At 73.7% G+C, this 25,963-nt stretch carries 22 protein-coding genes; 8 read left to right on the forward strand and 14 right to left on the reverse strand.

Going from position 1 to position 25,963, the window contains the following annotated elements; genetic code table 11:
- Positions 1-2: 2 nt before the first annotated feature.
- The 5 genes from O7542_RS26275 to O7542_RS26295 form a co-directional block, all read right to left on the reverse strand.
- Positions 3-683: a maleylpyruvate isomerase N-terminal domain-containing protein gene (locus O7542_RS26275; protein WP_043330810.1), complete on the reverse strand. Its 681-nt coding sequence runs from the start codon at positions 681-683 to the stop codon at positions 3-5.
- Between the two features lie 107 nt (positions 684-790).
- Complete coding sequence (locus O7542_RS26280; protein WP_064448065.1) at positions 791-1,180, reverse strand: zf-TFIIB domain-containing protein; 390 nt, start codon at positions 1,178-1,180, stop codon at positions 791-793.
- Positions 1,181-1,203: 23 nt separating this feature from the next.
- Positions 1,204-1,836 (reverse strand): phosphoribosyltransferase, encoded by a 633-nt coding sequence (locus O7542_RS26285; protein ID WP_281605353.1) that lies wholly within the window; start codon positions 1,834-1,836, stop codon positions 1,204-1,206.
- Positions 1,833-3,176: a glycosyltransferase 87 family protein gene (locus tag O7542_RS26290; protein ID WP_064448067.1), complete on the reverse strand. Its 1,344-nt coding sequence runs from the start codon at positions 3,174-3,176 to the stop codon at positions 1,833-1,835. Before O7542_RS26290 ends, O7542_RS26285 begins: the two co-directional genes overlap by 4 nt.
- A 40-nt stretch (positions 3,177-3,216) precedes the next feature.
- A complete protein-coding gene (locus O7542_RS26295) occupies positions 3,217-5,688 on the reverse strand; it encodes a bifunctional diguanylate cyclase/phosphodiesterase (protein WP_281606508.1) in 2,472 nt (823 codons plus the stop codon).
- Positions 5,689-6,352: 664 nt separating this feature from the next.
- Here O7542_RS26295 and O7542_RS26300 point away from each other — a divergent pair.
- From O7542_RS26300 to O7542_RS26320, 5 genes are all read left to right on the forward strand, one after another.
- Positions 6,353-9,367, forward strand: a complete 3,015-nt coding sequence (locus tag O7542_RS26300; protein ID WP_113974492.1) for a tetratricopeptide repeat protein — start codon at positions 6,353-6,355, stop codon at positions 9,365-9,367.
- Between the two features lie 236 nt (positions 9,368-9,603).
- On the forward strand, positions 9,604-10,095 hold the full coding sequence (gene moaC / locus O7542_RS26305; protein ID WP_043327705.1) for a cyclic pyranopterin monophosphate synthase MoaC: 492 nt from the start codon (positions 9,604-9,606) through the stop codon (positions 10,093-10,095).
- On the forward strand, positions 10,068-10,562 hold the full coding sequence (locus tag O7542_RS26310; protein WP_181373751.1) for a MogA/MoaB family molybdenum cofactor biosynthesis protein: 495 nt from the start codon (positions 10,068-10,070) through the stop codon (positions 10,560-10,562). The genes moaC and O7542_RS26310 overlap by 28 nt, the downstream gene beginning before the upstream one ends.
- Positions 10,563-10,599: 37 nt before the next feature.
- Positions 10,600-11,859, forward strand: coding sequence for a molybdopterin molybdotransferase MoeA (locus tag O7542_RS26315; RefSeq protein WP_281605354.1), 1,260 nt, complete (start codon positions 10,600-10,602; stop codon positions 11,857-11,859).
- Between the two features lie 35 nt (positions 11,860-11,894).
- Positions 11,895-12,320 (forward strand): molybdenum cofactor biosynthesis protein MoaE, encoded by a 426-nt coding sequence (locus O7542_RS26320; protein ID WP_187693504.1) that lies wholly within the window; start codon positions 11,895-11,897, stop codon positions 12,318-12,320.
- A gap of 4 nt (positions 12,321-12,324) precedes the next feature.
- Here O7542_RS26320 and O7542_RS26325 read toward each other — a convergent pair whose 3' ends face one another.
- Together O7542_RS26325 and O7542_RS26330 are read right to left on the reverse strand one after the other, a co-directional pair.
- Positions 12,325-13,746, reverse strand: a complete 1,422-nt coding sequence (locus tag O7542_RS26325; RefSeq protein ID WP_281605355.1) for a glycosyltransferase 87 family protein — start codon at positions 13,744-13,746, stop codon at positions 12,325-12,327.
- Between the two features lie 222 nt (positions 13,747-13,968).
- Complete coding sequence (locus O7542_RS26330; protein WP_030499461.1) at positions 13,969-14,514, reverse strand: DoxX family protein; 546 nt, start codon at positions 14,512-14,514, stop codon at positions 13,969-13,971.
- Between the two features lie 135 nt (positions 14,515-14,649).
- On the opposite strand from O7542_RS26330, the gene O7542_RS26335 reads away from it, so the two are divergent.
- The gene (locus tag O7542_RS26335; RefSeq protein ID WP_043330817.1) at positions 14,650-15,198 is read left to right on the forward strand and encodes an N-acetyltransferase; all 549 of its coding nucleotides are present in this window, start codon (positions 14,650-14,652) and stop codon (positions 15,196-15,198) included.
- Positions 15,199-15,211: 13 nt separating this feature from the next.
- Here O7542_RS26335 and O7542_RS26340 read toward each other — a convergent pair whose 3' ends face one another.
- Together O7542_RS26340 and O7542_RS26345 are read right to left on the reverse strand one after the other, a co-directional pair.
- Positions 15,212-16,447 carry an ATP-binding protein gene (locus O7542_RS26340; RefSeq protein WP_064448072.1) on the reverse strand — a complete coding sequence of 412 codons (1,236 nt, stop codon included), beginning with the start codon at positions 16,445-16,447 and terminating at the stop codon, positions 15,212-15,214.
- A gap of 153 nt (positions 16,448-16,600) precedes the next feature.
- Positions 16,601-17,422 (reverse strand): hypothetical protein, encoded by an 822-nt coding sequence (locus tag O7542_RS26345; protein ID WP_043330819.1) that lies wholly within the window; start codon positions 17,420-17,422, stop codon positions 16,601-16,603.
- A gap of 85 nt (positions 17,423-17,507) precedes the next feature.
- Here O7542_RS26345 and O7542_RS26350 point away from each other — a divergent pair, with 85 nt between their 5' ends.
- Together O7542_RS26350 and O7542_RS26355 are read left to right on the forward strand one after the other, a co-directional pair.
- Positions 17,508-18,515 (forward strand): EamA family transporter, encoded by a 1,008-nt coding sequence (locus O7542_RS26350; RefSeq protein ID WP_245254844.1) that lies wholly within the window; start codon positions 17,508-17,510, stop codon positions 18,513-18,515.
- A gap of 11 nt (positions 18,516-18,526) precedes the next feature.
- A complete protein-coding gene (locus tag O7542_RS26355; protein WP_281605356.1) occupies positions 18,527-19,156 on the forward strand; it encodes an A24 family peptidase in 630 nt (209 codons plus the stop codon).
- Positions 19,157-19,167: 11 nt separating this feature from the next.
- Here O7542_RS26355 and O7542_RS26360 read toward each other — a convergent pair whose 3' ends face one another.
- From O7542_RS26360 to O7542_RS26380, 5 genes are all read right to left on the reverse strand, one after another.
- Positions 19,168-22,353 (reverse strand): UvrD-helicase domain-containing protein, encoded by a 3,186-nt coding sequence (locus tag O7542_RS26360; protein ID WP_281605357.1) that lies wholly within the window; start codon positions 22,351-22,353, stop codon positions 19,168-19,170.
- 94 nt (positions 22,354-22,447) lie between these two features.
- Positions 22,448-23,719 (reverse strand): metallophosphoesterase, encoded by a 1,272-nt coding sequence (locus tag O7542_RS26365; protein WP_043327711.1) that lies wholly within the window; start codon positions 23,717-23,719, stop codon positions 22,448-22,450.
- 11 nt (positions 23,720-23,730) lie between these two features.
- Complete coding sequence (locus O7542_RS26370) at positions 23,731-23,976, reverse strand: MoaD/ThiS family protein (RefSeq protein ID WP_043327712.1); 246 nt, start codon at positions 23,974-23,976, stop codon at positions 23,731-23,733.
- A gap of 2 nt (positions 23,977-23,978) precedes the next feature.
- Positions 23,979-24,995: a GTP 3',8-cyclase MoaA gene (gene moaA / locus O7542_RS26375; RefSeq protein WP_281605358.1), complete on the reverse strand. Its 1,017-nt coding sequence runs from the start codon at positions 24,993-24,995 to the stop codon at positions 23,979-23,981.
- A complete protein-coding gene (locus O7542_RS26380; protein ID WP_281605359.1) occupies positions 24,992-25,906 on the reverse strand; it encodes a fructosamine kinase family protein in 915 nt (304 codons plus the stop codon). The genes moaA and O7542_RS26380 overlap by 4 nt, the downstream gene beginning before the upstream one ends.
- Between the last annotated feature and the right edge of the window lie 57 nt (positions 25,907-25,963).

A 25,963-nucleotide genomic window follows, 5' to 3' on the forward strand; every position in this document is an offset into this window, starting at 1 on the left:
CGTCAGCCGAGCAGCGGGAACCAGCCGGCGGCCTCGCCCAGCTCCAGCCGGTCCCGGTCGGTCAGCGGCACCCGGCCGGCGGCCTTCAGCAGGTACTCGTGGTCGTCCCAGCCGGCCGGCCGTACCGCCTCGTCGCTGAGCAGCCCGTCCATGGTGGTCACCGCGACCCGCGTCGGGTCGGCCGCCGGCAGCGGCGCGTCCGGCAGGTCCACCACGAGGTCGAGGTGGTGGATGACCGCCTCGGTGGTCAGGGTGGCGAGCAGATGGGGTACGCGCAGCACGTGACCCTGGGTGGTCACGTACCCGTCGGGGTCTATTGCGGTGGCCGCGCGGACGGCGGCGGGCGCGGTGTCGGACCAGAGCCGGACCACGCCGGTGGGCCGGTCGAAGGCGACGGCGGAGCGGCGTGCCCACCAGGCGTGCCGGGCGCTCGCGTCGTCGTCGCCGGGAGGGAACGCGCGCCAGTAGCTGACGTCGTCCACGTCGGGCGGCCCGGGTGCGGGGCTGGCCAGGGCGACGAGCGCGCGCTGGGCGTCGCAGAGCACGTGGAAGAGCAGGTCTGCGACGAGCCAGCCGCGGCACCGGGTGGGGCGTTGCAGGGCGGCGTCGTCGAGCGGGGTGACCACGGCGGTGATGCCGTCGTACGCCTGGGCCAGCGCTTCGTGCTGCCGGATCGGGCTCATGCCGTGCAGCCTGCCACGGCGCGCCACGCCCGGCACGGTGAAGAAAGACGACGACGGGCACGCCGGGTCGATGCGGCGCACCGGCCCGGCGTGGGCGACGTCGGCGGTCAGTCGAACAGTTCGCCGAGGAAGCCGTGCTTCTTCTTCCGGCGGTAGTGGCCGTGGTAGCCGTAGTGCTGCTGACCGTGGCCGTACGCGGGCTGGGCGTAGCCGTGGCCGGGCGGCGGCGGAGGAGGGGGCGGGGGGACGGCGCCGTAGCCGGGCTGGTGCGGCGCGGCGGGCGGGGGCGGCGGAGGCGGCGGGTAGCCGGCGCCGGACGGCGCCGGCTGCCGGGCGCCGCCGTGCTGCTGGTTCCAGTTGGCCTCGGCATCGAACAGCTTTTCCAGCTCGCCGCGGTCGAGGAAGATGCCCCGGCATTCGCCGCACTGGTCGATGACTACTCCGCTGCGCTCGTACTGGCGCATCTCTCCGCGGCACTTGGGACAGGTCATCTGCATGACAACGACGGTACCGGGTGTTTTCACGCGGTGGCGGTCAGCGCCTGCGTCACCTCGTCGTCGGAGACCTCGTGGAAGTCCTCGTAGTACGCGCCGACGGCGGCGAAGTCGGGCGGGAGTTGGCAGCTCACGACCGTGTCGGCTTCGGGCGCGAGCATCTCGTACGCCTGCTCGGAGCCGACCGGGACGGCGACGAGGACGCGGGCGGCGCCGAGGTGGCGGGCGACCTGGACGGCGGCGCGTGCGGTGGCGCCGGTGGCGAGTCCGTCGTCCACGACGACGGCGGTGCGTCCGGTCAGGTCCAGTGGCGGGCGGCCGCCGCGGTAGCGCTGTTCGCGGCGTTCCAGTTCGGCCTGTTCGCGGCGGCGGACCTGGGCGCGGTCGTTCTCGCTGATCCGGTCGGCGACCATCTCGTTGAGGATCTGCACGCCGCCGGGGCCGAGCGCGCCGTACGCGACCTCGGGCGCCCAGGGCACGCCGAGCTTGCGGACGACCAGCACGTCGAGGGGGGCGCCGAGCCGGTCGGCGATCACCCGGGCGACGGGTACTCCGCCGCGGACCAGGCCGAGCACTATGACGTCGGGTCGGCCGGCGAGGTCGGTCAGACGTTCGGCGAGTTGCCGTCCCGCCTCGGCCCGGTCGCGGTAGGTGGTCATCCCTCAGGTGTACGCCTTCCGGCCGGATCGCGCGGGGCGGTTGCCGGGAATGCCGTCGGGTCGCCTGGTCGGGTGAGCGTCAGCGCCGGGGCGAGCACGAGCAGCGCGATCGGGTAGAGCAGGTAGCCGAAGCGGGTGGAGGGCATGAGCAGGATCGCGGCGAGCAGCCCGTACCCGCAGATGATCGTGGTGGCGGCGGCGGTGCGCGGCGGGCGGCGCAGCAGCCGGACGGCGATGGCTCCTCCGGCGGCGACGAGCAGCGCGGCGGCGACCGCCCGGCCGGCCGGGAGCGTCTCGGCGATCAGGTGGCCGGGGAAGGGTGACTGGGCGGGGCTGGTGACCAGGCCGTGGCCGAGGGGGAAGCGCAGCACGTTCTCGACGAGGGCTTCGCGGTCGACGAGCAGCACCGGGATCAGTGCGAGGACTGGTAGGCCGAGGGCGCCGAGGGCGGTGCGCAGGGTGGCGCGGCGGGTGGCGGCCCAGAAGAGCAGCACGAGGGCGATCGGCCAGGCGAAGAGTTTCAGCGCGCCGGCGGCGCCGACGGCGAGACCGGCGCGGCCGGGTCGGCCGGTGGCGGCGAGTGCGAGGGCGAGCAGGCAGAGCGCGAGTACGGGCAGGTCGTCGCCGCCGGTGGCGAGGGTGAGCGCGCAGACGGGCAGGACGGTGGCGGCTTGAACGGCGCGCAGTACGGCGGCGTCGCGGCGGGGCGCGGCCGGGCCGCCGCTTGCGCGCAGTGTGGCGACGAGGGCGATCACTGTGAGCGCGGTGACGACGGCGAACCAGACGCGGGCGTCGGTCCACCAGGCGTCCACCGCGGCGCGGGGCAGCCCGAACAGGGCCATGCCGGGCTGGTAGGGGGTGTAGCCGAGGAGTTGTTCGCCGGGGGGCAGCGCGGCGATGGCGTCGGGACCGAGGTAGGGGGTGCCGTGCTCGGCGAGGCGGGCGCCGGCGTGTTCGACCACGATCACCTCCTCCTGGGCGCGGTCGGTACGCCCGCCGGCCCGTTCGAGGCTCTGCGTGACGATCGGCAGCAGCGCGGTGGTGGCCCAGGTGATTCCGGTGACCGTCCAGCGTGCGGGCAGCGCGGCCAGGGGTGTTCCGGGGGCGCGGTGGCGGGCGAGCAGTTGCGTGGTCGCGGCGAGGGTGGCGAGCGCGTACCCGATGGTGGCGACGGCGCCCCAGGCGCGGTGCGGCGGCAGTGTGGAGGTGGCGGCGGTGACCGCGGCGAAGACGGCGGCGGCGGCGTAGAGGCCCAGGTCGAGGGCGAGACCACCGGCTGCGGTGTCGAGTGCCGACCAGCGGCGGGAGACGGTGGTTGCGGGGTCGGCGTGGGCGGTCACGCGGGCCAGTCTGGCAGACCGGCGCGGTGGCCCGGCGGGGTCAGGGTTGCCGGGAGTCGCCGGCGGCGGACGGGTTGGGGCGGGTGCGGGCGCCGCCGGCGCGGCGTCCGGGGAGGCGGATCACGGCGCCCGCGTCGTGCAGTGCCGGGGCGAGCGCGCCGGTGCGGCCGCCGTGGCCGCGCTGGAGGCTGGCGAGCAGCGCGGCGGCGGGCAGTGGCCGGGCGAACAGGTGGCCCTGGCCGGCGGCGCAGCCGAGTTCCCAGAGGGCGCGGCGCTGGGGTTCGCTCTCCACGCCCTCGGCGACGACTGTGAGGTTGAGGCTGCGGCCGAGGTCGAGGGTGGAGCGGATGACGGCGGCGGCCTCGGGCGCGGTCTCCATGGCGGTGACGAAGCTGCGGTCGATCTTCAGTTCGTGTACGGGGATGCGGGAGAGCAGGGAGAGCGACGAATATCCGGTGCCGAAGTCGTCGAGCGCCAGGCGGACGCCGGAGTCGCGCAGGCGGCTGAGGACGCGGTCGACGACGTCGAGCTGGCTGAGCGTGAGCGTCTCGGTGAGTTCCAGCACGAGCCGGTCCGGCGGGAGGTCGTGGGCGCGCAGCCGGGCCAGGACCGCGCCGGGGAAGCGGGCGTCGAGCAGGCTGCGGGGTGACACGTTGACCGAGACGGGCAGGTCGAAGCCGGCGTCGCGCCAGGAGCCGGCGGCGATGAGCGCCTGGTCGAGGATCGCCTCGGCGAACGCGGGCAGCAGGCCGGAGCGTTCCACCGCTTCGAGGAAGCGCAGTGGGTCGATGAGCCCGTGGGTGGGGTGGTGCCAGCGGGCGAGGGCCTCCGCGCCGATCACCTCGCCGCCGGCGAGGTCGACGATGGGCTGGAAGTTGACTGTGAACTCGTGGTCGGCGACGGCGCGGGGCAGTTCCCCGCCGAGGGTGAGCCGGCTGAGGTCTGCGGTGTCGCGGGCGGGGGCGTAGGTGGCGAGTCGTTGGCCGGCGCGTTTGGCCTGGTACATGGCCACGTCGGCGCGGCGAAGCAGCTCGGGCATCCCGCCGGTGGCGGGGGCGACGGCGATGCCGCCGCTGGCTTCCACGCTGATCCGCATGCCGTCCACGTCGAGCGGGTCGTGCAGGGCGTTGAGCAGGGCCTCGGCGCGGTGGGAGGCGACGGCCGGGGCGGGCAGGCCGCGCAGCAGCACGGCGAACTCGTCCCCGCCGAGCCGGGCGACCAGGTCGTCGGGGCGGGCGGCGTCGCGCAGCCGCTCGGCGACCTGGATCAGCACCTGGTCACCGGCGCCGTGGCCGAGGGTGTCGTTCACTTCCTTGAAGTGGTTGAGGTCGATCAGCACCAGCGCGGTGACGCCGTCGGCGTGCCGGGTGGTGAGCTGGGCGCTGCCCTCGTCCAGCAGGTGGCGCCGGTTGGACAGGTCGGTGAGGGCGTCGTGGGTGGCGGCGTAGGCGTGGTCCTCGGCGATGCGGGCGAGTTCGGCGTACGCTTGGGCGTTGCGGACCGCGGTGCACAGGGCGGAGGCGAAGGTACGCAGGGTGTACTGCTCGCGCTCGGAGAGTTCGACCGGACCGGCGAACCGTAGCCGCAGCACGCCGAGGTCGTCGGTGCGGTTGTGGCCTTCCAGCGCGACCGGCATGACCCGGCCGTCGATGTCGCTGGGCTGGGGCGACGTTCCGTCGTACGCGATGCCTGCGGCGTTGCCGCGGACGGTGCGTCCGCCGTCGCGCAGTTCGATCTCGATCTCGTCGGCGGAGAAGAGTTCGCTGGCTTCGGTGACTGCGGTGGTCAGCACCTGGTCGAGGTCGACCACGTTGAGCGCGTCGGTGGCGCGGGCGAGTCGTTGCCACGCCTGCTGCTCGGTGCGGGTGCGGATCCGCGTGGAATAGGCCAGGTGGAGGCTGAGCACCAGTGCCGGCACGGCGAGCAGCAGCCGGGGATCGGCCCGCAGGATGAGTACGGTGCAGGCGGCCACCAGGAAGCGGACCGCGAAGCCGGCCACCCGCAGGTCGAGGTCGGTGCGGAACTGCCGCACGATGGGCGTGCCGGACGCGAGCGCGATGACCGGAATCGCGAGTAGGTCGTCGAGCACGGCCGCGACGAGGTAGACGACTCCGAGCAGCAGGACGATCTGGAGCGGCTCGCGGGGCGGCCACGCGTTGCCGAGCAGCAGGATGACGAGAGCGCTGCCCCCGGCAACCAACGTGTGCTTCGCGACGCCGAATGCGGTCTTGATGGGCGCGAGTCGCGTGACCGAGCCGCAGGCTACGCCGATGCCGGTTGCCAGGATCAGCCAGGAGGCCGGCGCGACGGCGAGACCGACGACGATCGCAGTCTCGACCCAGGCGAAGGCCACTGTGGTCGACCGGATTCGCACCGGCGTCTTGATGACTGTGGCCAGGGCGACCGTCACCACCAGGGCCGTGACGGTGACGAGGTCACGTACGGAGTCCGGTGGCTCTGCCCAGACGGCGATCAGTGCGGCGAGCGCGACGAACGTCGCGCACACGCTCAAGACGGACACGATCACGCGCAGCATGGGCTCGACGGCTTGTCGGCCGTCCGCTGTTCGGCTCAACCGGCATCACCCGCCGCTCACCGTCGGAATGCGATGAGCGGCAGCCTACCCCTTCGCCGGAAATATGAGAACTCTCAGTTCCATTCGGTGCTACGCATTTTGCCGCCTCCTCGGATATCGAAACGGGTCGTGGTTGCTTGATGACCAAAAGGTTCGTCAGTTCCATTCGGTGCTGCGCATTGTCACGACCCTCCTCGCATATCTCTCTTGGCGCTTCGTGGCGCCCCCTGTCTTGGAAGAGCAGGTTAGAGCGTAGGTAGGGCGATAAGGAAGCATTAATGTCGGTATGCGCAATATAAGTAACTATTGCGGAGTAAATGACGTTGTGTCCACGGGGTGTATGCGGAGCGGAGCCGATCGTCTCCTTCATGTACCCGCGTAGTCGCTCAGCGCCATGGGAATGGCCTGAGGAGCCTTACGTCGCCTGTAGCGTCGTCGTGGCGGCGGAACATTACAACCGTGCTTTGGGCGGCTTTCACCGCCGGGTCGGACGAGAGTGGTGTCGGTGTGCGAGACCGCTGCCGGGGCAACGGGTTTGTGACTAATCGATTACGCTCCCGTGTGCCCGTGGACAAGAGCCGACTGGGGCCGGAACAGCAGCATGGAAATCCAAGTGGTCGGTGGTCTGGCGGTGCGGATCGGCGCCGCGGGCCTTTCGCTTGGAACCCCCAAACAGCAGTTGGTTCTGGCGCTGCTGGTCGTGCGGGCCAATCAGTTGGTCCCCATGCACGACCTGGTGGACGAGTTGTGGCCCGACGATCCGCCTCGCTCCGCGATCGCCAATGTCCGGACCTACGCCGGCAACCTGCGTCGCAGCCTCGACTCGTACGCGGATGACAGGCTCAGGATCGTCCGTGAGCCCGGTGGCTACCGGCTCCTCGCCGACGAGAGCCTCATCGACCTGTACCGGCTGACCGCGCGCTGGCGCCACGCTCGGGAACTGATGCGGGCGGGAGCGCCGGCGCGGGCGGTCCCGTTGCTGGAGGATGTGGGCGCCGCGGCGGCCCCGCTGCTCGCCGGGCTGACGCTGGGGCCGGTGCTGACCGCCCGGCGAGAGGCCGCGAGCCAGGAACGCCGGGCAGCCCTGGAGTCGCTGGCGGAGGCGCATCTCATCCTGGGGCGCCCGGAATCGGCGGCGTCGCTGCTGCGTGAGGAGGTCTCGCGTCAGCCTCTGTGGGAGCGCGCGCAGTGTCTCCTGATGCGTGCCCTCACCGCGGCCGGTGACGCGGGTGGCGCGCTGGCCGTCTACCGCGCCGCGCGCGAGGCCCTCACCGGCGAACTGGGCGTGCCGCCCAGCGAGGAGATGGAGCAGTTGCGGGTCGCGGCCGCCCTCGCCCGTCGGCGGGTCCCGAACTCCGTCACCGAGGCGGAAACAATTCGGAAAAGATCCCGTACGCATGACTGGCTGCCGCGCACGGTGCCGGATTTCGTCGGCCGGAAGGAAATTGTCGATCGCTTGTTGCACGACGTGCGCGAGCGGTCCGGCGGAGTCCCGACGATCCGCCTGATCGACGGCATGGCGGGCTGCGGCAAGACGACTCTCGCCCTGCACGTGGCCTCGCGGTTGGCCGAACGCTTCCCCGACGGGCAGCTCTTCGTCGACCTGCGCGGGCACACCGAGGACACGCGGATGACGCCTACCGCAGCGCTTGACATCCTTCTTCGCCAAATGGGTGTGCCGGCGGGCCGGATACCGATGGAACTGCCCGATCGATTGGAAATGTGGCGGCGAGAACTCGCCACGAGGGCCGCGATGGTGGTGCTCGACAACGCCGCCGACAGCCGGCAGGTCGAACCGCTGCTGCCCACCTCCGGGCCGGCGGTGGTGCTCGTCACCAGCCGGCGTCGCCTGCTGGCGCTCACCGAACGGCCGCCGGTGTCCCTCGCCGTTCTCTCCGAGCCCGAGGCGCTGCAACTGCTCACGACACTTGTCGGGGACGGGCGGGTGACAGCCGAACGGGAGGCCGCACGCCGCCTGGTCGGCATCTGCGGCTGTCTGCCCCTCGCGGTCAGGCTGGCCGGCACCCGCCTCGCTCACCGGCCGGACTGGCGGATCTCCGATCTCGTCGACAGGTTGAACGACAGATCGATGATCCTTCCCGGTCTCCGGACCGAGGCGCGGAGCGTGATCGAGGCGTTCGCCGAGTCGTACGAGCCGCTCGACGAGGCGTGCAGGAGAACCTTCCGATCCTTCGGGCTGGTCACCGGCGGTCACCTCGACACCGCCATGGTCGCCGCCCTAAACGATCTGCCGTGGCGGGAGGCGGCGGACGTCCTCGACGAACTGGTGGACCGCAACCTCGTGCAGGAGACCGCGGCGGGCCGGTACCGCCTGCACGATCTGATGAGGCGGTACGCCGCCGAGTTGGCCCGGGAGGAGGACGAGCGGCCGGCGCGCCACGCGGCGGTACAGAACCTGTTGGATCACCTGCTGCACTCGGTGGTGCGGGCCTCGGCGCAGACCGAGGACAGCGGCGTACTCGCGCTGCACCTGCGGCTCGGGGAGCCGCGCCGCGCGGACCTGCTCGTCGGACGCGAGCACGGCGATCTGGACTGGCTGGAGGACCAGCGCCTGAATCTGATCGCCTTCGCCCGCCAGGCGGCTGAGGAGGGCCATGAACCGATGGCCTGGCGGCTCGCGCGCGCCAGCTGGCGCTTCTTCTACACCCGGGGCTACTTCGACGACATCTCGGTCACCCACTCCGCGGGTCTGGCAGCGGCCCGACGGTGCGGAGATCGGCACGCCGTGGCTCTCATGCACAACTACCTCGCGTCGGCCTGTGTGCGTACCGGCGCTTTCCAGGACGCCTCCACCCACCTGCACGAGGTCGTCTCGATCCTCACCGGGCTCGGGGACGCAGCGGGCGCGCAGCGGGCGCGGTTCAACCTCGGCGTGGTGTACTGGCTCACCGGTCGACTTCAGCAGTCGCTGGAGATCAACCGCCTGACTCTGCGCAGCAACGTGCTGGACACCCTTCCCGTTCTGCCCAACCTCGGCCTCACGCTCCGCTGCCTCGGCCGGTACGACGAGTCGATGGCCGTTCACCGGCTCCACCTCTTCGTCGCGCGCACCAGGCAGGACCCGTTCCACATGTCGAACGCGCTGGGGCACCTGGGAGGCGTCAGGTATCGGCTCGGGCAGAACGCGCAGGCCGAGCGCCTGCTACGCGCCTCGCTGGCGCTCCGGGACCGCACCGGCAGCGGCTTCGCCCGCGCCGAGACGATCAGCGACCTCGCCGGGACCTACCGCCAGCTCGGCCGCTACGAGGAGGCGTTGCGGCATCATGAAGCCGCCATCGAGGCCGCCGCCGCTTCCGGTGAGCAGCAGGTCCAAGCCGAGGCGCGCAACGAGCTGGCCGTCACCCTGCGAGCCGTCGGCCGAGGCGGGGAGGCCGCCGCCGTGCTCGAGGAAGCCCTCGCCATCGCCACCCGGATCGCCCACCCGTACGAGCAGGCCCGCGCCCTCAGCGGTTTGGCGGAGCACCTGGTGGACGAGCAGCCGGTCGAGGCGCGACGGTACCGGCAACGGGCCCTGGCGATCTTCGAACGGATGGGCGCCCCGGAGCGTCACGAGTTGCGGCGGCAGCTCGCCGCGATGCCGTCACCACCGACCTGACCCGGCTTATCGATTTCTTATCGCAGCGTTCGTTAGCGTCCCGCCATCGGCCACGGGGAGGGCTCACCGCCAGGGTGGGCCAGGCCGAGCGAAGGCCCCCACCGCCAGTTCCCCCCAGCGAATCGGCGGTGGGTAGGTGAGGGAGGGGCGTCGTGGATCTGCACCCGACACGGCGCTCCTCCCCGCCGACGGCCGGGAGCACGCGCGTCGTCGTACCCGGCGGATAGGGTCGGGCCGTGACCGAACCCGCGCAGCTCACCCACGTCGACCCGGCCGGCGCGGCCCGGATGGTCGACGTCTCCGCCAAGCCGGTCTCGGGCCGGCTCGCGGTCGCCGCCGGCCGGCTCCGCACCACCGCCGAGGTGGTCGAGCTGCTGCGGCGCGACGGCCTGCCCAAGGGCGACGCGCTGGCCGTCGGCCGACTCGCCGGCATCATGGGCGCCAAGCGCACGCCCGACCTGATCCCGCTCTGCCACCCGATCGCGCTGCACGGCGTCACCGTCGACCTCGACCTGACCGCCGACACGGTCGAGATCACCGCCACCGCGAAGACCGCCGACCGGACGGGCGTCGAGATGGAGGCGCTGACCGCGGTGGCGGTCGCCGGCCTCGCTCTCATCGACATGGTGAAGGCGGTCGACCCGGCCGCCTCGGTGGAGGCCGTCCGGGTGCTCCGCAAGGAGGGCGGCAAGACCGGCGAATGGGTCCGGCCGGAGGACCGGCCGTGATCCGGGCCCGGGTGATCGTGGCCTCCAACCGGGCCGCCGCCGGGGTGTACGAGGACACCAGCGGCCCGCTGCTCGTGACCGGCCTGCGGGAGATGGGCTGCGAGGTCGACCCGCCGGTGGTGGTGCCGGACGGCGATCCGGTCGGTGAGGCGCTGCTCGCCGCCCGCGAGGAACGTGTGGACGTGGTGCTGACCAGCGGTGGCACGGGCATCACCCCGACCGATCGCACGCCCGACGTGACCCGTGCGCTGCTCGACTACGAGATCCCCGGCATCGCCGAGGCGATCCGCGCGTACAGCCGCGACACCGTGCCGACCGCGGCGCTGTCCCGCGGGCTGGCCGGGGTGACCGGCCGGACGCTCGTGGTCAACCTGCCCGGCTCGCGGGGCGGCGCCCGCGACGGCCTTGCGGTGCTCGGGCCGATCCTGCGGCACGCGGTCGACCAGCTTCGCGGCGGCGACCACTGAACCCGCGGGCCACGTGCCCCGGCGCTAGGCTCGCCGGATGAGCACGGAAACCGAAGCCGCCGCGGCCGAGGCGGGCACGCCACCACCGGCCGGGTGGGAGGAGGCCCGCTCCCGGGTGTACGCGGTGGGCCTGTCCGCCGCGCTCCCCGCCGTCGCCCGCCCGCTGGCCGAGGCCGACGGGCACACCCTCGCCGAGCCGTTGACGACGCGTACCGACCTGCCGGCGTTCCCCACCTCCAGCGTGGACGGCTGGGCGGTGCGGGGCCCGGGGCCGTGGCGGGTGGTGGGCCGGGTGCTCGCCGGGCACACCGCCGCGCCGCTGGAGACCGACGGCAGCACTGTCGAGATCGCCACCGGCGCGATGGTGCCCGAGGGCACGACGGCGATCCTGCGGATCGAGGAGTCGGCCCGCACGGCGGACGGCCTGGTGACCGGCACGCCCCGCCCGGCGCCGGAGTGGCGGGAACCGGGCGAGGAGGCGTACCTCGGGGAGGAGCTGTTGCCCGCCGGCACGCCGGTGGATCCGGCGGTGCTCGGCCTGGCCGCCTCCTGCGGGCACGACACGCTGCGGGTCCGCCGGCCACCCCGGGCCGCGCTGCTGGTCTTCGGCGACGAGCTGCTCACCTCGGGCCCGCCCGGCGCGGGGCGGGTCCGCGACGCGCTCGGCCCGTCGGTGCCCGCCTGGCTGCGCCGTTACGGCTGCCAGGTGCGTACGGCCGACGTGGTCGGCCCGGTCGCCGACACGCTGCCCGCGCACGTGGCGGCGGTGCGTGGCGCGCTCGCCAACGCCGACCTGGTCTGCACCACCGGCGGCACCATGCACGGGCCGGTCGACCATCTGCACCCGACGCTGGAGGCGCTCGGCGCCGACTACGTGGTCAACACGGTGGCGGTGCGCCCGGGCTTCCCGATGCTGGTGGCCCGGCTGGTGGGCGACGACGGGCGGGTGCGGTTCGTGGCCGGTCTGCCGGGCAACCCGCAGTCCGCGGTGGTGGCGCTCGTGTCGCTCGTCGCGCCGCTGCTCGCCGGTCTCACCGGCCGGCCGATGCCGGTGCTGCCGCACGTGACGCTGGCCGAGCCGATTCCGGGGCGCGGCGACTACACCCATCTGGCGCTGGCCCGCTGGGACCGGGTCGCCGGCACGGCGTACCCGGTGCGGCACGTCGGGTCGGCGATGCTGCGCGGTCTCGCGGGCGCGGATGGTTTCGCGGTGATCCGGCCCGGCGCCAGCGGCGCGGCCGGCGACCGGGTGCCGCTGGTGCCGCTGCCGCTGACCCCCGGGGAGCGTGCCGGGTGAGCGCGACGAACGAGCCGACGGGAGACGTCGTGACGGTGCGGGCAGGCGTGGTGCTCGGCGCGGTGACCGACCGGCCGCTCGACCTGGCCGCGCACGAGGCGGCGGTCGCCGACCGCCGGGCCGGCGCGGTGGTCTCCTTCCAGGGCGTGGTCCGCGACCACGACCACGGGCGGGGGGTCACCCGGCTGGAGTACGAGGGCCACCCCACCGCCGAGGCGGTGCTGCGTGAGGTGGCGGCCGAGATCGCCGCCGACCCGGCGGTGTACGCGGTCGCGGTGTCGCACCGGATCGGCCCGCTGGAGATCGGCGACGTGGCGCTGGCGGCGGCGGTCAGCACCGCCCACCGGGCGGCCGCGTTCGCCGCGTGCGCCCGGCTGGTCGACGAGGTGAAGGCGCGGCTGCCGATCTGGAAGCGGCAGGTCTTCGACGACGGCACCGAGGAATGGGTGAACTGCCCCTGAGTGCTCAGCGCCGGCCGGCGAGCGCGGCCGCGCGGCTGAACCGGTCGTGGTAGAACGCGGGCTCGGCTCCCGGACGCCACGGCAGCGCCGCCACCAGCACGATCAGCGCGATGGCCAGGGAGTTCTCCATCAGCGCGCCGAACAGGCCGTCCTGGTAGTGGGACACCTCGGGGAGTTGGTGCTCGTACGGCCAGATCGGTGAGATCAGGAACAGCAGGTAGAGCCCGAGCGCGCCGACGCCGTGGCGGAGCCCGGTCAACGTCGGGTACCAGATCGGCGGGCGCAGCGCCGGCACACCGTTGGCCGAGGGGCCGCTGCCGCGCAGGGGCAGGCCACGGCTGGCGTCGCGGCGGCGTACCGCGGCGTCGGCCAGCACGATGATCGCCGGGATGACCCAGATCAGGTGGTGCGACCAGGAGATCGGGCTGATCACGTTGGCGGTGAGCCCGACGAGTGTGAACGCGGTCAGCTCGTCGCCGTCGGCGCGGGCGCTGATCGCGCGGGACAGGCCCAGCGCCAGGAGCAGCACCGAGAAGGCGAGCCAGAGCAGGCCGGGCGTCTCGATCGAGTCGTAGAGCCGCGCCAGCAGCCCGGCGAGCGACTGGTTGGCGGTCATGTCCGCCGCACCGACCCGCTCGGTCTGCCACAGCACGCTCGTGAAGTACGCGCGGGACTCCTCACCGACCAGGCCGAACGTCGCGATGGTCACGCCGATCGTGGTGCCGACGGCGGTGAGCGCGGCGCGCCACTGCCGGGTGAGCATCAGGTACGCGACGAACAACGCCGGGGTGAGCTTGACGGCGGTGGCGAGCCCGATGCCGACGCCCGCCCACGCGCCGCTGTAGACGAAGCGGGCCAGCGGCGAGGCGGCGGTCTCGTGGTGGGTGCCCCGCTTGGCGCGCCAGCGCAGGCCCACCATGTCGGCCATGACGAGCGCGAACAGCAGCAGGTTGACCTGGCCGTAGCCGAGCGTCTCCCGGGACGGCTCGATGGCCACCGCGAGCGGGGTGGCGATGCCGACGGTGAACCATAGCGGCCAGCCGAGCCGGTCCACGATGGGGCGCAGCAGCGCCGCCAGGACGACCGCGAGCGCGGCGATGCTGGCCAGGGCGTTGACGAAGCCGGCGCCGTCGACGGGCAGCCAGGACATCGGGAGCATGACCACACCGGCGAACGGTGGATAGGTGAAGCCCAGTGTCGTCGACGGCGCGACGAAGTCGTACAGCTCGTTTCCGCTGGCCCACCACACCACCGCGCCGTGGTAGATCTTCATGTCGAAGAAGTTGTACGGCCGTCCGAAGGCGCCGATGGCCAGCCACGCGGCGTACGACACGGCGGCCACGATCCCGAGGCGCACGACGGTCCGGCGGTCGACGCGGGAGGTCGGGGCGAGGCGGTTGGTCCGTCTACCGACTGACGTCGGCATGGCGTGGCCACCCCCGTACCAAGGTCGTCGTACCCGTCCAGGTCCAGAACGGAGCCTAGAACGGCGCCTCACGTTGCTGCCTCCCGCGTTACGCGACCGTGTCCGATCCCACACGTGTTTGCGACATTTCCACCGCGTTAACGGGTCTCGGACGGTTCAGGTGATTGGTGGCCTTGCGGGGGGGGGGGGGGGGGGGGGGGGGGTGGCCGTACGAAAGGGGTGTCAACCAGGGATTCGGCGGGCGGCCGCCGCGGAGCGTACGGCGATCTTCGCATCGCGGCGGGCGGTGCGGACCGCGCGCGTGACCGACCGGCGCGAGTGGTCGATCCGGTGGCCGGCGCGCCAGCGCAGCCCGGGCTTGCCCTCGGTGTCGGCGGCGGCGAGGAGGAGGCCACCGAGCAGGCCGAGGTTCTTCAGGAAGTGGACCTGGTTGTTGTTGCGCGCCGCCGGGTCGTCGTTGTTCCAGAAGGCGTGACCGGCGGCGGTGGTCGGGATCAGGGAGCCGGCGAGCACCAGCGCGGCCGGACGGGTGAACCGGCCGGTGGCCAGCATCAGACCGCCGACGAGCTGGGTGGCGGCGTTGGCCCGGATGAGCGACACGGTGTCGGTGGGGATGCGCGGGTGCACGTTGCGGATCAGCGGGGCGACCTTCCCGGTGACCGGCTCCGCGGCCTGCACCAGGCGTTCCGGGTTGCGCAGGTTGCGGGCGCCGCTGACCACGAAGATGCCGCTCAACATGACTCGGGCGAGGGAGCGCACGGGCTTCATGGCTCAGTCTTACCCCGTCGGGGGCGTCGTCATCCCCGCAACACACGAAAGGTATCGGCCGACGTGGACGTCCGGACGGTATCGATTTCAGCGACCGTCGCGGATGGACCGGTCGCGTTCGGTAAGGTCGCGCGGGTGACGACGCTGCGACTACGCCCGGAGGGCCCCGCCGACGAGCCGGCGGTGGCCCGGGTGCTGGCCGCCGCCTTCGCCCGGCCCGACGTGGCCACCCCGCCGGAGGTCGGCCTGGTCGAGGAGCTGCGGCACAGCCCGGCGTGGATTCCCGAGTTGGCCATGGTCGCCGAGTACGGCGGCGAGGTGGTGGCGTACGCGCTGCTCACACGCGTCGGCGTACGCACCGACGACGGCCGCGTGTGGCCGGCGCTGGCGCTGGGCCCGGTGGCTGTGGCACGGCACCGGCAGCGGCTCGGTCACGGCACGGCGGCGGTGCAGGCGGCGCTCGACGCCGCGACCGAGCTGGGCGAACGGCTGGTGGTGGTGCTGGGCGACCCGGCGTACTACCGGCGGTTCGGGTTCGGCCCGGCGGACCGGCTGGGCCTGACCAGCCCGTGGTCCGGGCTGGGCGAGCCGTGGCAGGCGCTGGTGCTGCCGCCGTCGGCGAGCGAGGAACCGCCACCGCCGTCCGGCGAGGTGGTCTTCCCACCACCGTGGTCGCGGGTCTGAGCGGTCGCGGCCGTCACGCGGGCTGGGTGCGCAGGTAGCGGCCGAAGTGCGGGACGGTGAACGCCACCGTCCCCCGCTCGCCGGAGTAGATCAGCCCCTTCTTGATCAGCGCGTCGCGGGCCGGGGAGAGGCTGGCCGGCTTGCGGCCGAGCGCGCGGGCGATCTCGGCGGTCGGCACCGCGGCGTCCATGTCGTCGCGGCTGCCCTCCTCGCCGTCCACCAGCGCCAGCGTCGCCATGGCGCGCATGTACTCGCGTTCGGCCGGGGTGGCCCGCTCAAACCGGGAGCCGAAGAACCCCACCGCCAGTTCCGCCTCCGCCTCGGGCGCGGCGACCCGGACGTCCGCCGCGGTGATCGGCGAGCGGGGCGCGTGGTCCCAGGTGGCCTTGCCGTACGCCTGGACGAAGTAGGGGTAGCCGCCGGACTTCTCGTAGAGCAGGTCGAGGGCCTTCTGCTCGTACTCGACCTCCTCCCGCTCGGCCGGCGCGCAGAGCGCCTGGTCGGCGGCGATCCGGTCGAGCCGGTCGATGCGCTGGTAGCGGTAGAGCCGCTCGGAGTAGGACTTGGCGGCGCTGAGCACCGCGGGCAGGTGCGGCAGTCCCGCGCCCACCACGATCAGCGGCGCGCCGAGCTGGGACAGCTCGTGGCAGGCGGCGCAGAGCGCGGAGACGTCCTCGGCGCCGACGTCCTGCATCTCGTCGATGAAGATCGCGATGCCGGTGCCGACGTCGGTGGCGACCGTCGCCGCGTCGCTGAGCAGTTCGACCAGGTCGATCTCGATGTCGCCGGAGTCGGCGCGTCCGCTGCTCGCGGGCACGTCGATGCCGGGCTGCCAGCGGTCGCGCAGCTTGGGCGCCGCGCCGCCGCGCCCGGTGGGGGCGGAGCGTTGCGCGAACGCCTTGAGTACGCCGAGGAAGGCGTCGATCCGGTCCGGGGCGCGGTGCCGGGGCGCGAGTTCGCGGACCGCCATGTGCAGCGCGGCGGCGATCGGGCGGCGCAGCGACTGGTCCGGCCGCGCCTCGATCTTGCCGGTGCCCCAGAGGTGGTTGATCGCCTCGGACCGCAGCGTGTTGAGCAGGACGGTCTTGCCGACGCCGCGCAGCCCGGTGAGCATCAGGCTGCGTTCGGGCCGGCCACGCGCGATGCGTTCCAGCACCACGTCGAACACGTCCAGTTCCCGCCCCCGCCCGGCGAGTTCGGGCGGGCGCTGGCCGGCGCCCGGCGCGTACGGGTTGCGGACCGGATCCACGAATCGCACAGTATCGGCTTCTCTAGCGGCCAGGCTAGACGTGCGTAGATGCAGCTACCGCGTGTCGGCCTCGACATAAAACTAGGGCTGTCTAGCGTGAATGCTAGACAGCCCTAGTTTTGGTTACCGAGGAGCCGGGGCGTCAGTGGCGCGTCAGCGGCGCTTCAGGCAGAGCACGAAGTCGAGCGTGTCCAGCTCACTGTCGAAGAAGTACCAGTCGGTGTACCCGTCGACCTTCCCGCACTTCGCCTCCGCGTCCTTCTTGCCGCTCGTCGCGCCGTCGATGCGCCGCAGCACCTCGTACGTCTTCGGGGCGCAGTCGGCGATCACCAGCTTCGGCTGACCGCCGCCACCCTCGTTGGCGACGCACTGGCCCGCCTTCACGAAACGCGGATCGGTCGAGGAGGCCGGCGCGGGCGCGGTCGGCGTGGCCTCCGCCGGATCGCTCGGCGCCGCCTCGGTCGGATCAGCGGCCGGCGCGGTGGCCGCCGTCGTCCCGGCGGTCGGGCTCTCCTCGTCCCGGCCGAGCATCCAGTACGCCCCGGCGCCGCCGAGCAGCAGCACCGCCAGCACGACCACCACCACCAGCAGCGGGCCCTTGCCGCGCTTCGGCGGCGTCGGCTCGGCGTACTGCGGCTCCCCGCCGCCGTACTGCGGCCCGGCGTAGGGGTCGGCCGGGTGACCCTGCCGCGGTGGGCCGGGGGACCACGCCGGCGCCGGCTCGTAGCGCTGCGTCGGCGGGCCGTACTGATCGGCCGGCGGGCCGTACCGGTCGGCGGGCCCGTACTGCTGGGTCGGCGGCCCGTACTGATCGGCCGGCGGGCCGTACGGTTGCGCGCCCGGCGGGCCGTACTGCGGGTCGTGACGCGGATCGGGCTGCGCGGCGTAGCGGGGATCGGGCTGCGGGGCGTAGCCGTCGTCGGGCCGTCCCCAGGGGTCGGGGGAGCCGCCGCCCGGTGGACCGAAGTTCGACATGAACGCCTCCTGCGTACGCCAGTGCTGAGAGGCCGGCCACCAACTGGGGACGCCGACGCCGTGGTCACCGTAGCGTGGACCCTCGATGAGCTCACGCCCCACGAGTGCGACGAACGCTGTCGATTCCGCGACGCCGCCGACACGCACCGCCCTGATCTGGACCGCACTCGTGCTGGTCTACCTGCTCTGGGGCTCGACGTACCTGGGCATCCGGGTCGCCGTCGAGTCCCTGCCGCCGCTCATCTCCGCGGCGATGCGGTTCGCCGGCGCGGCCGTGGTGCTCGCCGTGGTGCTGCGCCTGCGGCGTGGGCCCGGCGCGCTGCGGGTGCCCGTGCGCCGCGTCGGCTCCGCCGCGCTGATCGGCGTGCTGCTGCTCGCCGGCGGAAACGGACTGGTGGTGCTCGCCGAGTCGGGTCCGGCCGGCACCGCGGTTCCCTCGGGCGTGGCCGCGCTGCTGGTGGCCACCGTGCCGCTGCTGGTGGTGGTGCTGCGGACCGTGGGCGGGGACCGGCCCCGGCCGTGGACGTTCCTCGGGGTGGCGCTCGGTTTCGCCGGCCTCGTCGTGCTGGTGCTGCCCCGCGACGGCGTGGACGGCGTGCCGGTGGCCGGCGCGCTCACAGTGGTCGCGGCCGCCACCAGCTGGTCGGTCGGCTCGTACCTGTCCGGGCGGATCCGGATGCCCGCCGACCCGTTCGTGGCCACCGTCTACGAGATGCTGGCCGGCGCGGCGGTGCTCGCGCTCGTCGGCGTCGCCCGCGGCGAGCTGCGCGGATTCAGCTTCGCCGAGGTGACCGGGCGGTCCTGGGCGGCGCTGGCGTACCTGATGGTGGCCGGTTCGCTCGTCGCCTTCACCGCGTACGTCTGGCTGCTCGCGCACGCGCCGATCTCCCTGGTCTCCACGTACGCGTACGTGAACCCGGTGGTCGCGGTGGCGCTCGGCGCGCTGTTCGTCGCCGAGCCGATCACCTCGCAGGTGCTGCTGGGCGGCGCGATCATCGTGGTCGGCGTGGCGGTGGTGGTGAGCACCGAGCGTCCCCGCCGGTCCCCGCCACCCGCCGTCGACGGGGCAGCCGGGGAACCCGCCGGGGGGTAGCGTCCCGCCCCGTGTCGGCGCTGCTGGTGACGGGGGTCGCGCTGCTGGGCGCGGCGGCCGGGTGGGTGGCCGTACCGGTCGGCCGGTCGTTCGTCACAGTTCCCGCCGGCGACGCTCCGCGCCGGGGCGCGTTCGCGCTGGCCGGCGCCGTGGCGTTCGGCGGGCTCGCCGCCACCCGGGCCGCCGACCCGGCGCTGCCCGCGCTGCTGCTGGTCGCCGCCGTCGGGCTGGCGCTCGCGGTCACCGACGTGACAGCGCTGCGGCTGCCCGACCCGCTCGTCGGCGTGGTCGCGCTCGGCGGCGGGCTCGGCCTCACCGCTGCCACGGCGGCGACCGGCGAACCGCGCCGCCTGGCCGTCGCGGCGGCCGGGGCCGCGCTCTCCTTCCTCGGGTACGCGCTGCTGGCGCTGCTGCCCCGCGCCCGGCTCGGCTTCGGCGACGTGAAGCTCGCCGCCGCGCTCGGGTTGCCGCTGGGCTGGCTCGGCTGGCCGGCGCTGCGCCTCGGGCTGCTCCTGCCGCACGTGCTCGCCGGAGTCGCGGTGCTCGTCCTGCTCGCCGCCGGCCGGGTACGCCGGGACACGCCGGTGCCGTTCGGCCCGGCGCTGCTCGGCGGCGCGTGGCTCGCCGCCGTCCTCAGCTGAGGCGTGCCCGGTCAGATCAGCCGGAGCTGGTGGTCCTTCGGGCGGCGGGGCTCGGTCGCGTCCAGCCGCTCGAACAACGCCGGGTCGATCACGTCGAGGAACGGCGACGGGCGGGTGTCGCGTTCCGCGCCGTGCCGGGCACGGCGGCCCGCGTGGCTGACGTAGAGCCGGTCCTGCGCCCGGGTCAGCCCGACGAAGAACAGCCGCCGCTCCTCGGCCACCGCGTCGTCGTCCGGCTCGCTTCCGGGCCAGCGCAGCGGCAGCAGCCCGTCCTCGGCCCCCACCAGGAACACCACCGGGAACTCCAGGCCCTTCGCGGCGTGCAGCGTCAGCAGCGTGACCGCCTCGGCGCGCGGGTCCAGCGCGTCCACCTCCGCGCCGGTGGCGAGCTGGTTGAGGAACAGTTCCAGGTCGTCGTCGCAGCGCCGGGCCAGCGGGGTGAGCAGGTCCACCGCCGTGCGGACGTCCTCGGGGCGTACCGCGCCGGAGCCGTCGAGCGTCGGCACCGCGAAGCGCTCGGCCAGGATCTGCCCGGCCTGGCGTACCCGGGCGGCGAGCGAACCGTCCAGACCGGCGTGGCGCAGCTCGCGGGCGATGGCCGGCACGCCGGGACGGTCCCGCAGCCGGTCGTGCGAGCGCTTCTGCACCGGGATGTTCGCCCGGGCCAGCGCGTCCACGATCGGCGCGGCCTGCGCGTCCGTGCGGTACAGCACCGCGATGTCGGAGAAGGACAGCGACGTGGTCCGCCCGTCGATCCGCCCCGAGTCCAGCGAGCGGTGGGACAGGCCACCGACCAACTCGTCCACGGTACGGACCACGAAGTCGGCCTCGTCGTACGGCGAAGCCGCCGCGTACCGGCCGACCAGCGGCGCCTCCGGGTCGAGCCGGGCCGGGTCGAGGCGACGGCCCCGCACCAGCGACGACGGCGCGATGGCCTGCACCGCGGCGGCCAGGATCGGCGCCGAGGAGCGGTAGTTGCGGTTCAGCCGGACCAGCCGCGCGTCGGTGAAGTCCTGCGAGAAGCGCAGGAAGTAGCCCACGTCGGCGCCCCGGAACGAGTAGATCGCCTGGTCCGGGTCACCGATCGCGCAGAGGTTCCCGTCCGGCGGGCTGAGCAGCCGCAGCAGGTCGTACTGCACCGCGTCGACGTCCTGGTACTCGTCGACGAAGATCCACTTCCACCGCTCGCGGTACTCGCGGACCAGCTTCCGGTCCCCCTTGAGCAGCGACACCGGCAGCGTCAGCAGCTCGTCCAGGTCGACCAGGTCCCGCTTGCGCAGCAACGCCGCGTACCGCTCGTCGTCGTCACCGGCCTCCGCGCGCGCCGCCGCCCGGTCCGTGTCGTCGGCGATCCGGAAGTCCGCCGGCAGCCCCGCCGCCGCCGCGTTCTCCCGCAGCACGGTCAGGCCCAGCGAGTGGAACGTGCCCACAGTGACGTCCTCGGCGACCGGGCCGAGCAGCCCGTCCAGCCGGTGCCGCAGCTCCTCGGCCGCCCGCCGGGTGAACGTGATCGCCAGGCACTGGTCGGGGAAGACGTTCAGCTCCGCGCACAGGTACGCGATCCGGTGGGTGAGCGTGCGGGTCTTCCCGGTGCCCGGACCGGCCACGATCAGCAGCGGACCACCGGGCGCCGACGCGGCCACCCGCTGCATCGCGTCCAGCCGGTCCAGCAGGCCGGTGCCGACCTCCTCCATCCCGGCGAGCATCGGCTCGAACGGCTCGTGCGGTGACGGCGGCGTCGCGATCGGAGGCGCGGGCGGCGGCGTCCGCTTCGGCTCCGGCCGGACCGCCGCCGGGCGCTTGGCCTTCGGCTTCGGCGCCGGCTCCGCGGGCCGCCGCTGCGCGGGCACCGGTACGTCGAACAGCGTCTCCTGCCCCGCCCCGGCACCCGGACCGCCCAGCTCCGCCGGGTCGAACAGCGTGATCACGCCGTACTCCCCGTCGTAGCCCGGCACCCGGCGCACGTCGCCGCGGCGCAGCCGGCCGATGCCCTCCGCGAGCAGCTCGCCGCCGACCCGGCCGATCTCCTCCACCGGGGTACGGGTCAGGATCTCCAGCTCCGGGCCGAGCGCAGCGACCAGCTCGTTGAGCTTGCCCTCGACCTTCTTCGACCGCGCGCCGACCCGGTTCAGCTCGCCCAGGATCTCGGCCAGCGGCACCAGATGGGTCACCTCGCGCGCGTGCGCCGGGCGGTGCCCCTCCGGCCGGTCCGCCAGCTCCTCCACCCGGCTGAGTACGCCCACGGTGAGCGGCTTGCCGCACTCCGGGCAGCGTCCGCCCGCCTCACGGGTCCGCTGCGGCGACCAGTTCACCCCGCACAACCGGTGCCCGTCGGCGTGGTACTTGCCCTCCTCCGGGAAGAACTCGACAGTTCCGGCGAGCCCGTCCCCGGTGCGCAGCGCCTCGCGGATCGCGAAGTAGTCACGGTCGGCGGTGAGGACCGTGGCCTCCCGGGCCAGAGCCGGCGGTGAGTGCGCGTCCGAGTTGGACACGAGCTGATAGCGGTCCAGGCTGCCGACCCGCCAGTTCATCTCCGGGTCGGACGACAGGCCGGTCTCCACCGCGAAGATGTGCTCGGCCAGATCCGCGTAGCAGTCGGCGATCGCGTCGAAGCCCGACTTCGAGCCGAGCGCGGAGAACCACGGCGTCCAGATGTGTGCCGGCACCAGATAGCCGTCCGGACTCGCCTCCAGCGTGATCTCCAGCAGGTCGCGGGAGTCCAGCCCGAGGATCGGCCGCCCGTCCGAGCCGAGGTTGCCGATCCGGCCCAGCGCCGTGTTGAACCGGGCCACCGCGTCCAGGTCCGGCAGGTAGATCAGGTGGTGCACCTTCCGGGTGCGGTCGTCGCGCTTGTAGATCGTGGAGATCTCCACGCTCAGCATGAACCGGACCGGGTCCGCCTCCGCCTCACTGGCGAGCCGGGGCGGCAGCCGCCGGGCGACGTCCCGCTCCGCCTCGGGCGCGAGGCGGTACAGGCCCGGCTCGGCCGGGTGCAGCGTCTCGCGCAGGTGGTCGTACCAGGCGGGATGGGTGAAGTCGCCGGTGCCGAGCACGCCGATGCCCTTGCGCCGGGCCCACCAGGCCAGGTTCGGCAGGGTCAGGTCGCGGCTGCACGCACGCGAGTACTTCGAGTGGATGTGCAGGTCCGCCACGTACGGCGGGAGGCCACCGGAGGGTGCGGCGCTGAACGGAGGCACGCCGCATCCTGTCACGTCCGGTCCCCCGCCCGCCCGCCGCCACGCGAACGGGTGACCTGAGCAATGCGGTGCTGGACTCGGCGGCGGGTGCGCGCTATGGGGCGCGCAGCTCCACGAGCGTCACCTGGGGAGGCGCGCCCACCCGCACCGGCGGACCCCAGAAACCGGCGCCGTTCGTGACGTAGACCTTCGTGCCGTCGATCTCGCCGAGACCGGAGACCACCGGCTGTTCGAGCTTCACCGCCAGGTTGAACGGCACCATCTGGCCGCCGTGCGTGTGCCCGGAGAGCTGGAGGTCGACGCCGAACTTCGCCGCCTCCTGCGCGGCCACCGGCTGGTGCGCCAGCAGCACGACCGGCCGGCTCGGGTCACGGTCGCCGAGCGCGGCGGCGTAGTCGGCGGGCGCGGCCACCCCGGTGCCGGCGGCGCTCACGTCGTTCACCCCGGCCAGGTCCAGCACGCCGCCCCGGGCCTGGATCTCCTGCCGCTCGTTCTGCAGCACCCGCAGGCCGAGCCGGTCCACCTCGCGGACCCACTCCTCCACGCCGGAGTAGTACTCGTGGTTGCCGGTGACGAAGAAGCTGCCGTAGCGGGACCGCAGGTCACGCAGCGGTTCGGCGGCCTCCCCCAGCTCGGCCACCGTGCCGTCGACCAGGTCACCGACCACGGCGACCAGGTCGGCGTCCATCCGGTTGATCATCGCGACGATCCGCTCGGTGTGCGCCCGGCCGCGCAGCGGCCCGAGGTGGATGTCGGAGACGGTGGCGATGCGCAGCCCGTCCATGCTCCGGGGCAGCCTGGCCAGCGGGATCTGGACCCGGTCGAGCTGCGGCGGACCGATGGCGGTGCGGACGCCGTACCCGGTGACGCCGGCGGCGGTGAGCCCGGCGAAGATCGCCGCCCCGCGCGCGAGCAGCAGCCGCCGGGAGGGGTCGTGGTCCGGCGCGAGGGCACCGGCCGGCGGCGCGCCGGCGCTGTCGACCGGCGGTGGCGTCGCACCCTCCGCCGTCGCCGCGCCCACGAGTACGGGCTCGGGCTCCGGGCCGGTGGCGACCACCGAGCGGGCGCGGCGGCGCAGCACCAGCCGGGCCACTGCGGTCGGCACTTCGAGCACCAGCAGGATCACCAGCAGGTAGAACATGAGCGCGACCCAGAGGTAGCCGGGCCAGGCCAGCCAGTACCAGCCGTTGCGGGTGCCCGCCAGAGTCACCGGTACGAGCACCGCCAGCGCCGCGATCGCCACCCCGCCGACCCGGCGCCACCGCCCCGGGCGCGTGGTGTCCCGGACCAGCCGCTTCCACAGGTAGAAGTGGATCAGGCCGATCACGAGCACGACGAAGCCCAGGAATGTCGCCATGGCCAGCACGTGTGCCCCCCTCAGCCGCCCGCGAAGGGCGGCAGCACGTCCACCGTCACCCCGGCCGGCAACAGCGCCCGTCGATCATGACAGGCCACGCCGTCGACCAGGAAACTCGCCGCCTTCAGCACCACCGCGAGGCGTTCGCCGTGGCGGGCGGCCAGGTCATCGAGGAGTTCGTCCAGGGACCGGCCGGCGGATGCGGTCTCCTCGGAGAGTCCGGCCGCCGCGCGGGCGCCGGCGAAGTAGCGGACGGTCAGCTCCACCCTCAGCCTCCGATCGCGGACATCGAACGCGCGGGCTGGAGGAACGTCGGATCGTCGATGCCGTGACCGGCCCGCTTGGCCCACATCGCGGCGCGCCAGCGCCGGGCCAGCTCCTCGTCGTCCGCGCCGTCGCGCAACGCGCCGCGCAGGTCCGACTCCTGGGTGGCGAACAGGCAGTTGCGCACCTGGCCGTCGGCGGTGAGCCGGGTGCGGTCGCAGTCGCCGCAGAACGGCCGGGTCACGCTGGCGATCACCCCGACCCGGGCCGGCCCGCCGTCCACCAGCCACGTCTCGGCCGGTGCCGCGCCCCGCTCGGAAGGGTCCGGCGTCAACGCGAACGCGGCCTTCAGGGAGGCCAGGATCTCGTCGGCGGTGACCATGGTCGAGCGGTCCCAGCCGTGCTGCGCGTCGAGCGGCATCTGCTCGATGAACCGCAGCTCGTAGCCGTGCGCGAGCGCGAACCGGAGCAGCGCGGGCGCCTCGTCGTCGTTCGTGCCCCGCATGAGCACCGAGTTGACCTTCACCGGGGTCAGCCCGGCTTCGGCGGCCCCGGCCAGCCCGGCGAGCACGTCGGCGAGCCGGTCGCGCCGGGTCAGCGCGGTGAACCGGTCGCGGTCCAACGTGTCGAGCGAGACGTTGACGCGGTCCAGCCCGGCGTCGCGCAGCGCCGACGCCATGCGGGCCAGGCCGATGCCGTTCGTGGTCAGCGAGATGCGCGGCCGGGGCGTGAGCGCGGCGACCGCCGCCACGATGCCGGGCAGGCCGGGCCGGATGAGCGGCTCACCCCCGGTGAAGCGCACCTCGGTGATGCCGAGCCCGGTCACCGCGACACCCACCAGCCGGACGATCTCGTCGTCGGTGAGCAGCTGCGGACCGGACAACCAGGGCAGGCCCTCGGCCGGCATGCAGTAGGTGCAGCGCAGGTTGCACTTGTCGGTCAGCGAGACCCGCAGGTCCCGGGCGACGCGGCCGTACCGGTCGGCGAGGACGCCGTCGGTCGTCGTCCGGGGGGCGCTCATCCGTCGACCGTAGCGCGGTCGAGGCCCCGGAGGGCGGCCCGGGCGGTGGCGGCCACCGCGTCCGCGTACGCCGCGCCGAAGATCGCGGTGTGCACGAGCAGCAGGTGCAGCTGATGCAGCGGCACCCGTTCCCGCCAGCCGTCGGCCGGCGGCCACGCCTCCCGGTAGGCGGCCAGGACGCGGTCCAGGTGAGGCGGGCCGCCGAAGAGGGCGAGCTGCGCCAGGTCGGTCTCGCGGTGCCCGCCGTGCGCGGCCGGGTCGACCAGCCAGACCCGGTCGTCGGCGCCCCAGAGCAGGTTGCCGGGCCAGAGATCGCCGTGCACCCGGGCCGGCGGCTCGTCACCGCCGAACTCGCCGATCCGGGCGACGACCTGCTCGACCAGCGCCGCCCCGGAACCGTCGAGCGCGCCGCCGTCGACCGAACTGCGTAGGTAGGGCAGGAGGCGCCGCCGGGCGAACCAGTCCGGCCAGGGACCGGGATCGGGCGTGTTGTCCTGCGGCAGCGCACCGATGAACCCGGCCCAGTCCGCGCCGAACGCGTGCGCCCCGGCCCGGTGCAGCCCGGCCAGGTCACGCCCGAACGCCTCCGCGGCCTCCGGCGTCGGCTCGCCCGGCTCCACCCAGTCGAGCGCGAGCAGATCGGGCAACGCCACGACCACCTCCGGCACCGGCACCGAACCCGCCTCGCGCAGCCAGCGCAGCCCGGCCGCCTCGGCAGCGAAGAAGCCCTCCGGCAGTGGACGCGCCGCCCGCTCCGGCCACGTCTTGGCGAACACCGAGTGCCCGTCGTCCAGCGTGAGCCGGGAAGCGGCGCAGATGTCGCCGCCGGAGACCGGGGTCTCCCGGATCCGCTGGTGGGTCAGGAAGGTCGGCAGGTGCTCCGGGTGTGCCCGCAGGTACGCCAGGTCCATGAGCGCAAGGTAGCGGGTACCCCGGACAACCGTGGGGCAAGCGACGCCACGGATCGC

It is taken from the genome of Micromonospora sp. WMMC264 (assembly GCF_027497275.1).
In the GTDB taxonomy this organism is placed as follows: Bacteria; Actinomycetota; Actinomycetes; order Mycobacteriales; family Micromonosporaceae; genus Micromonospora; species Micromonospora chalcea.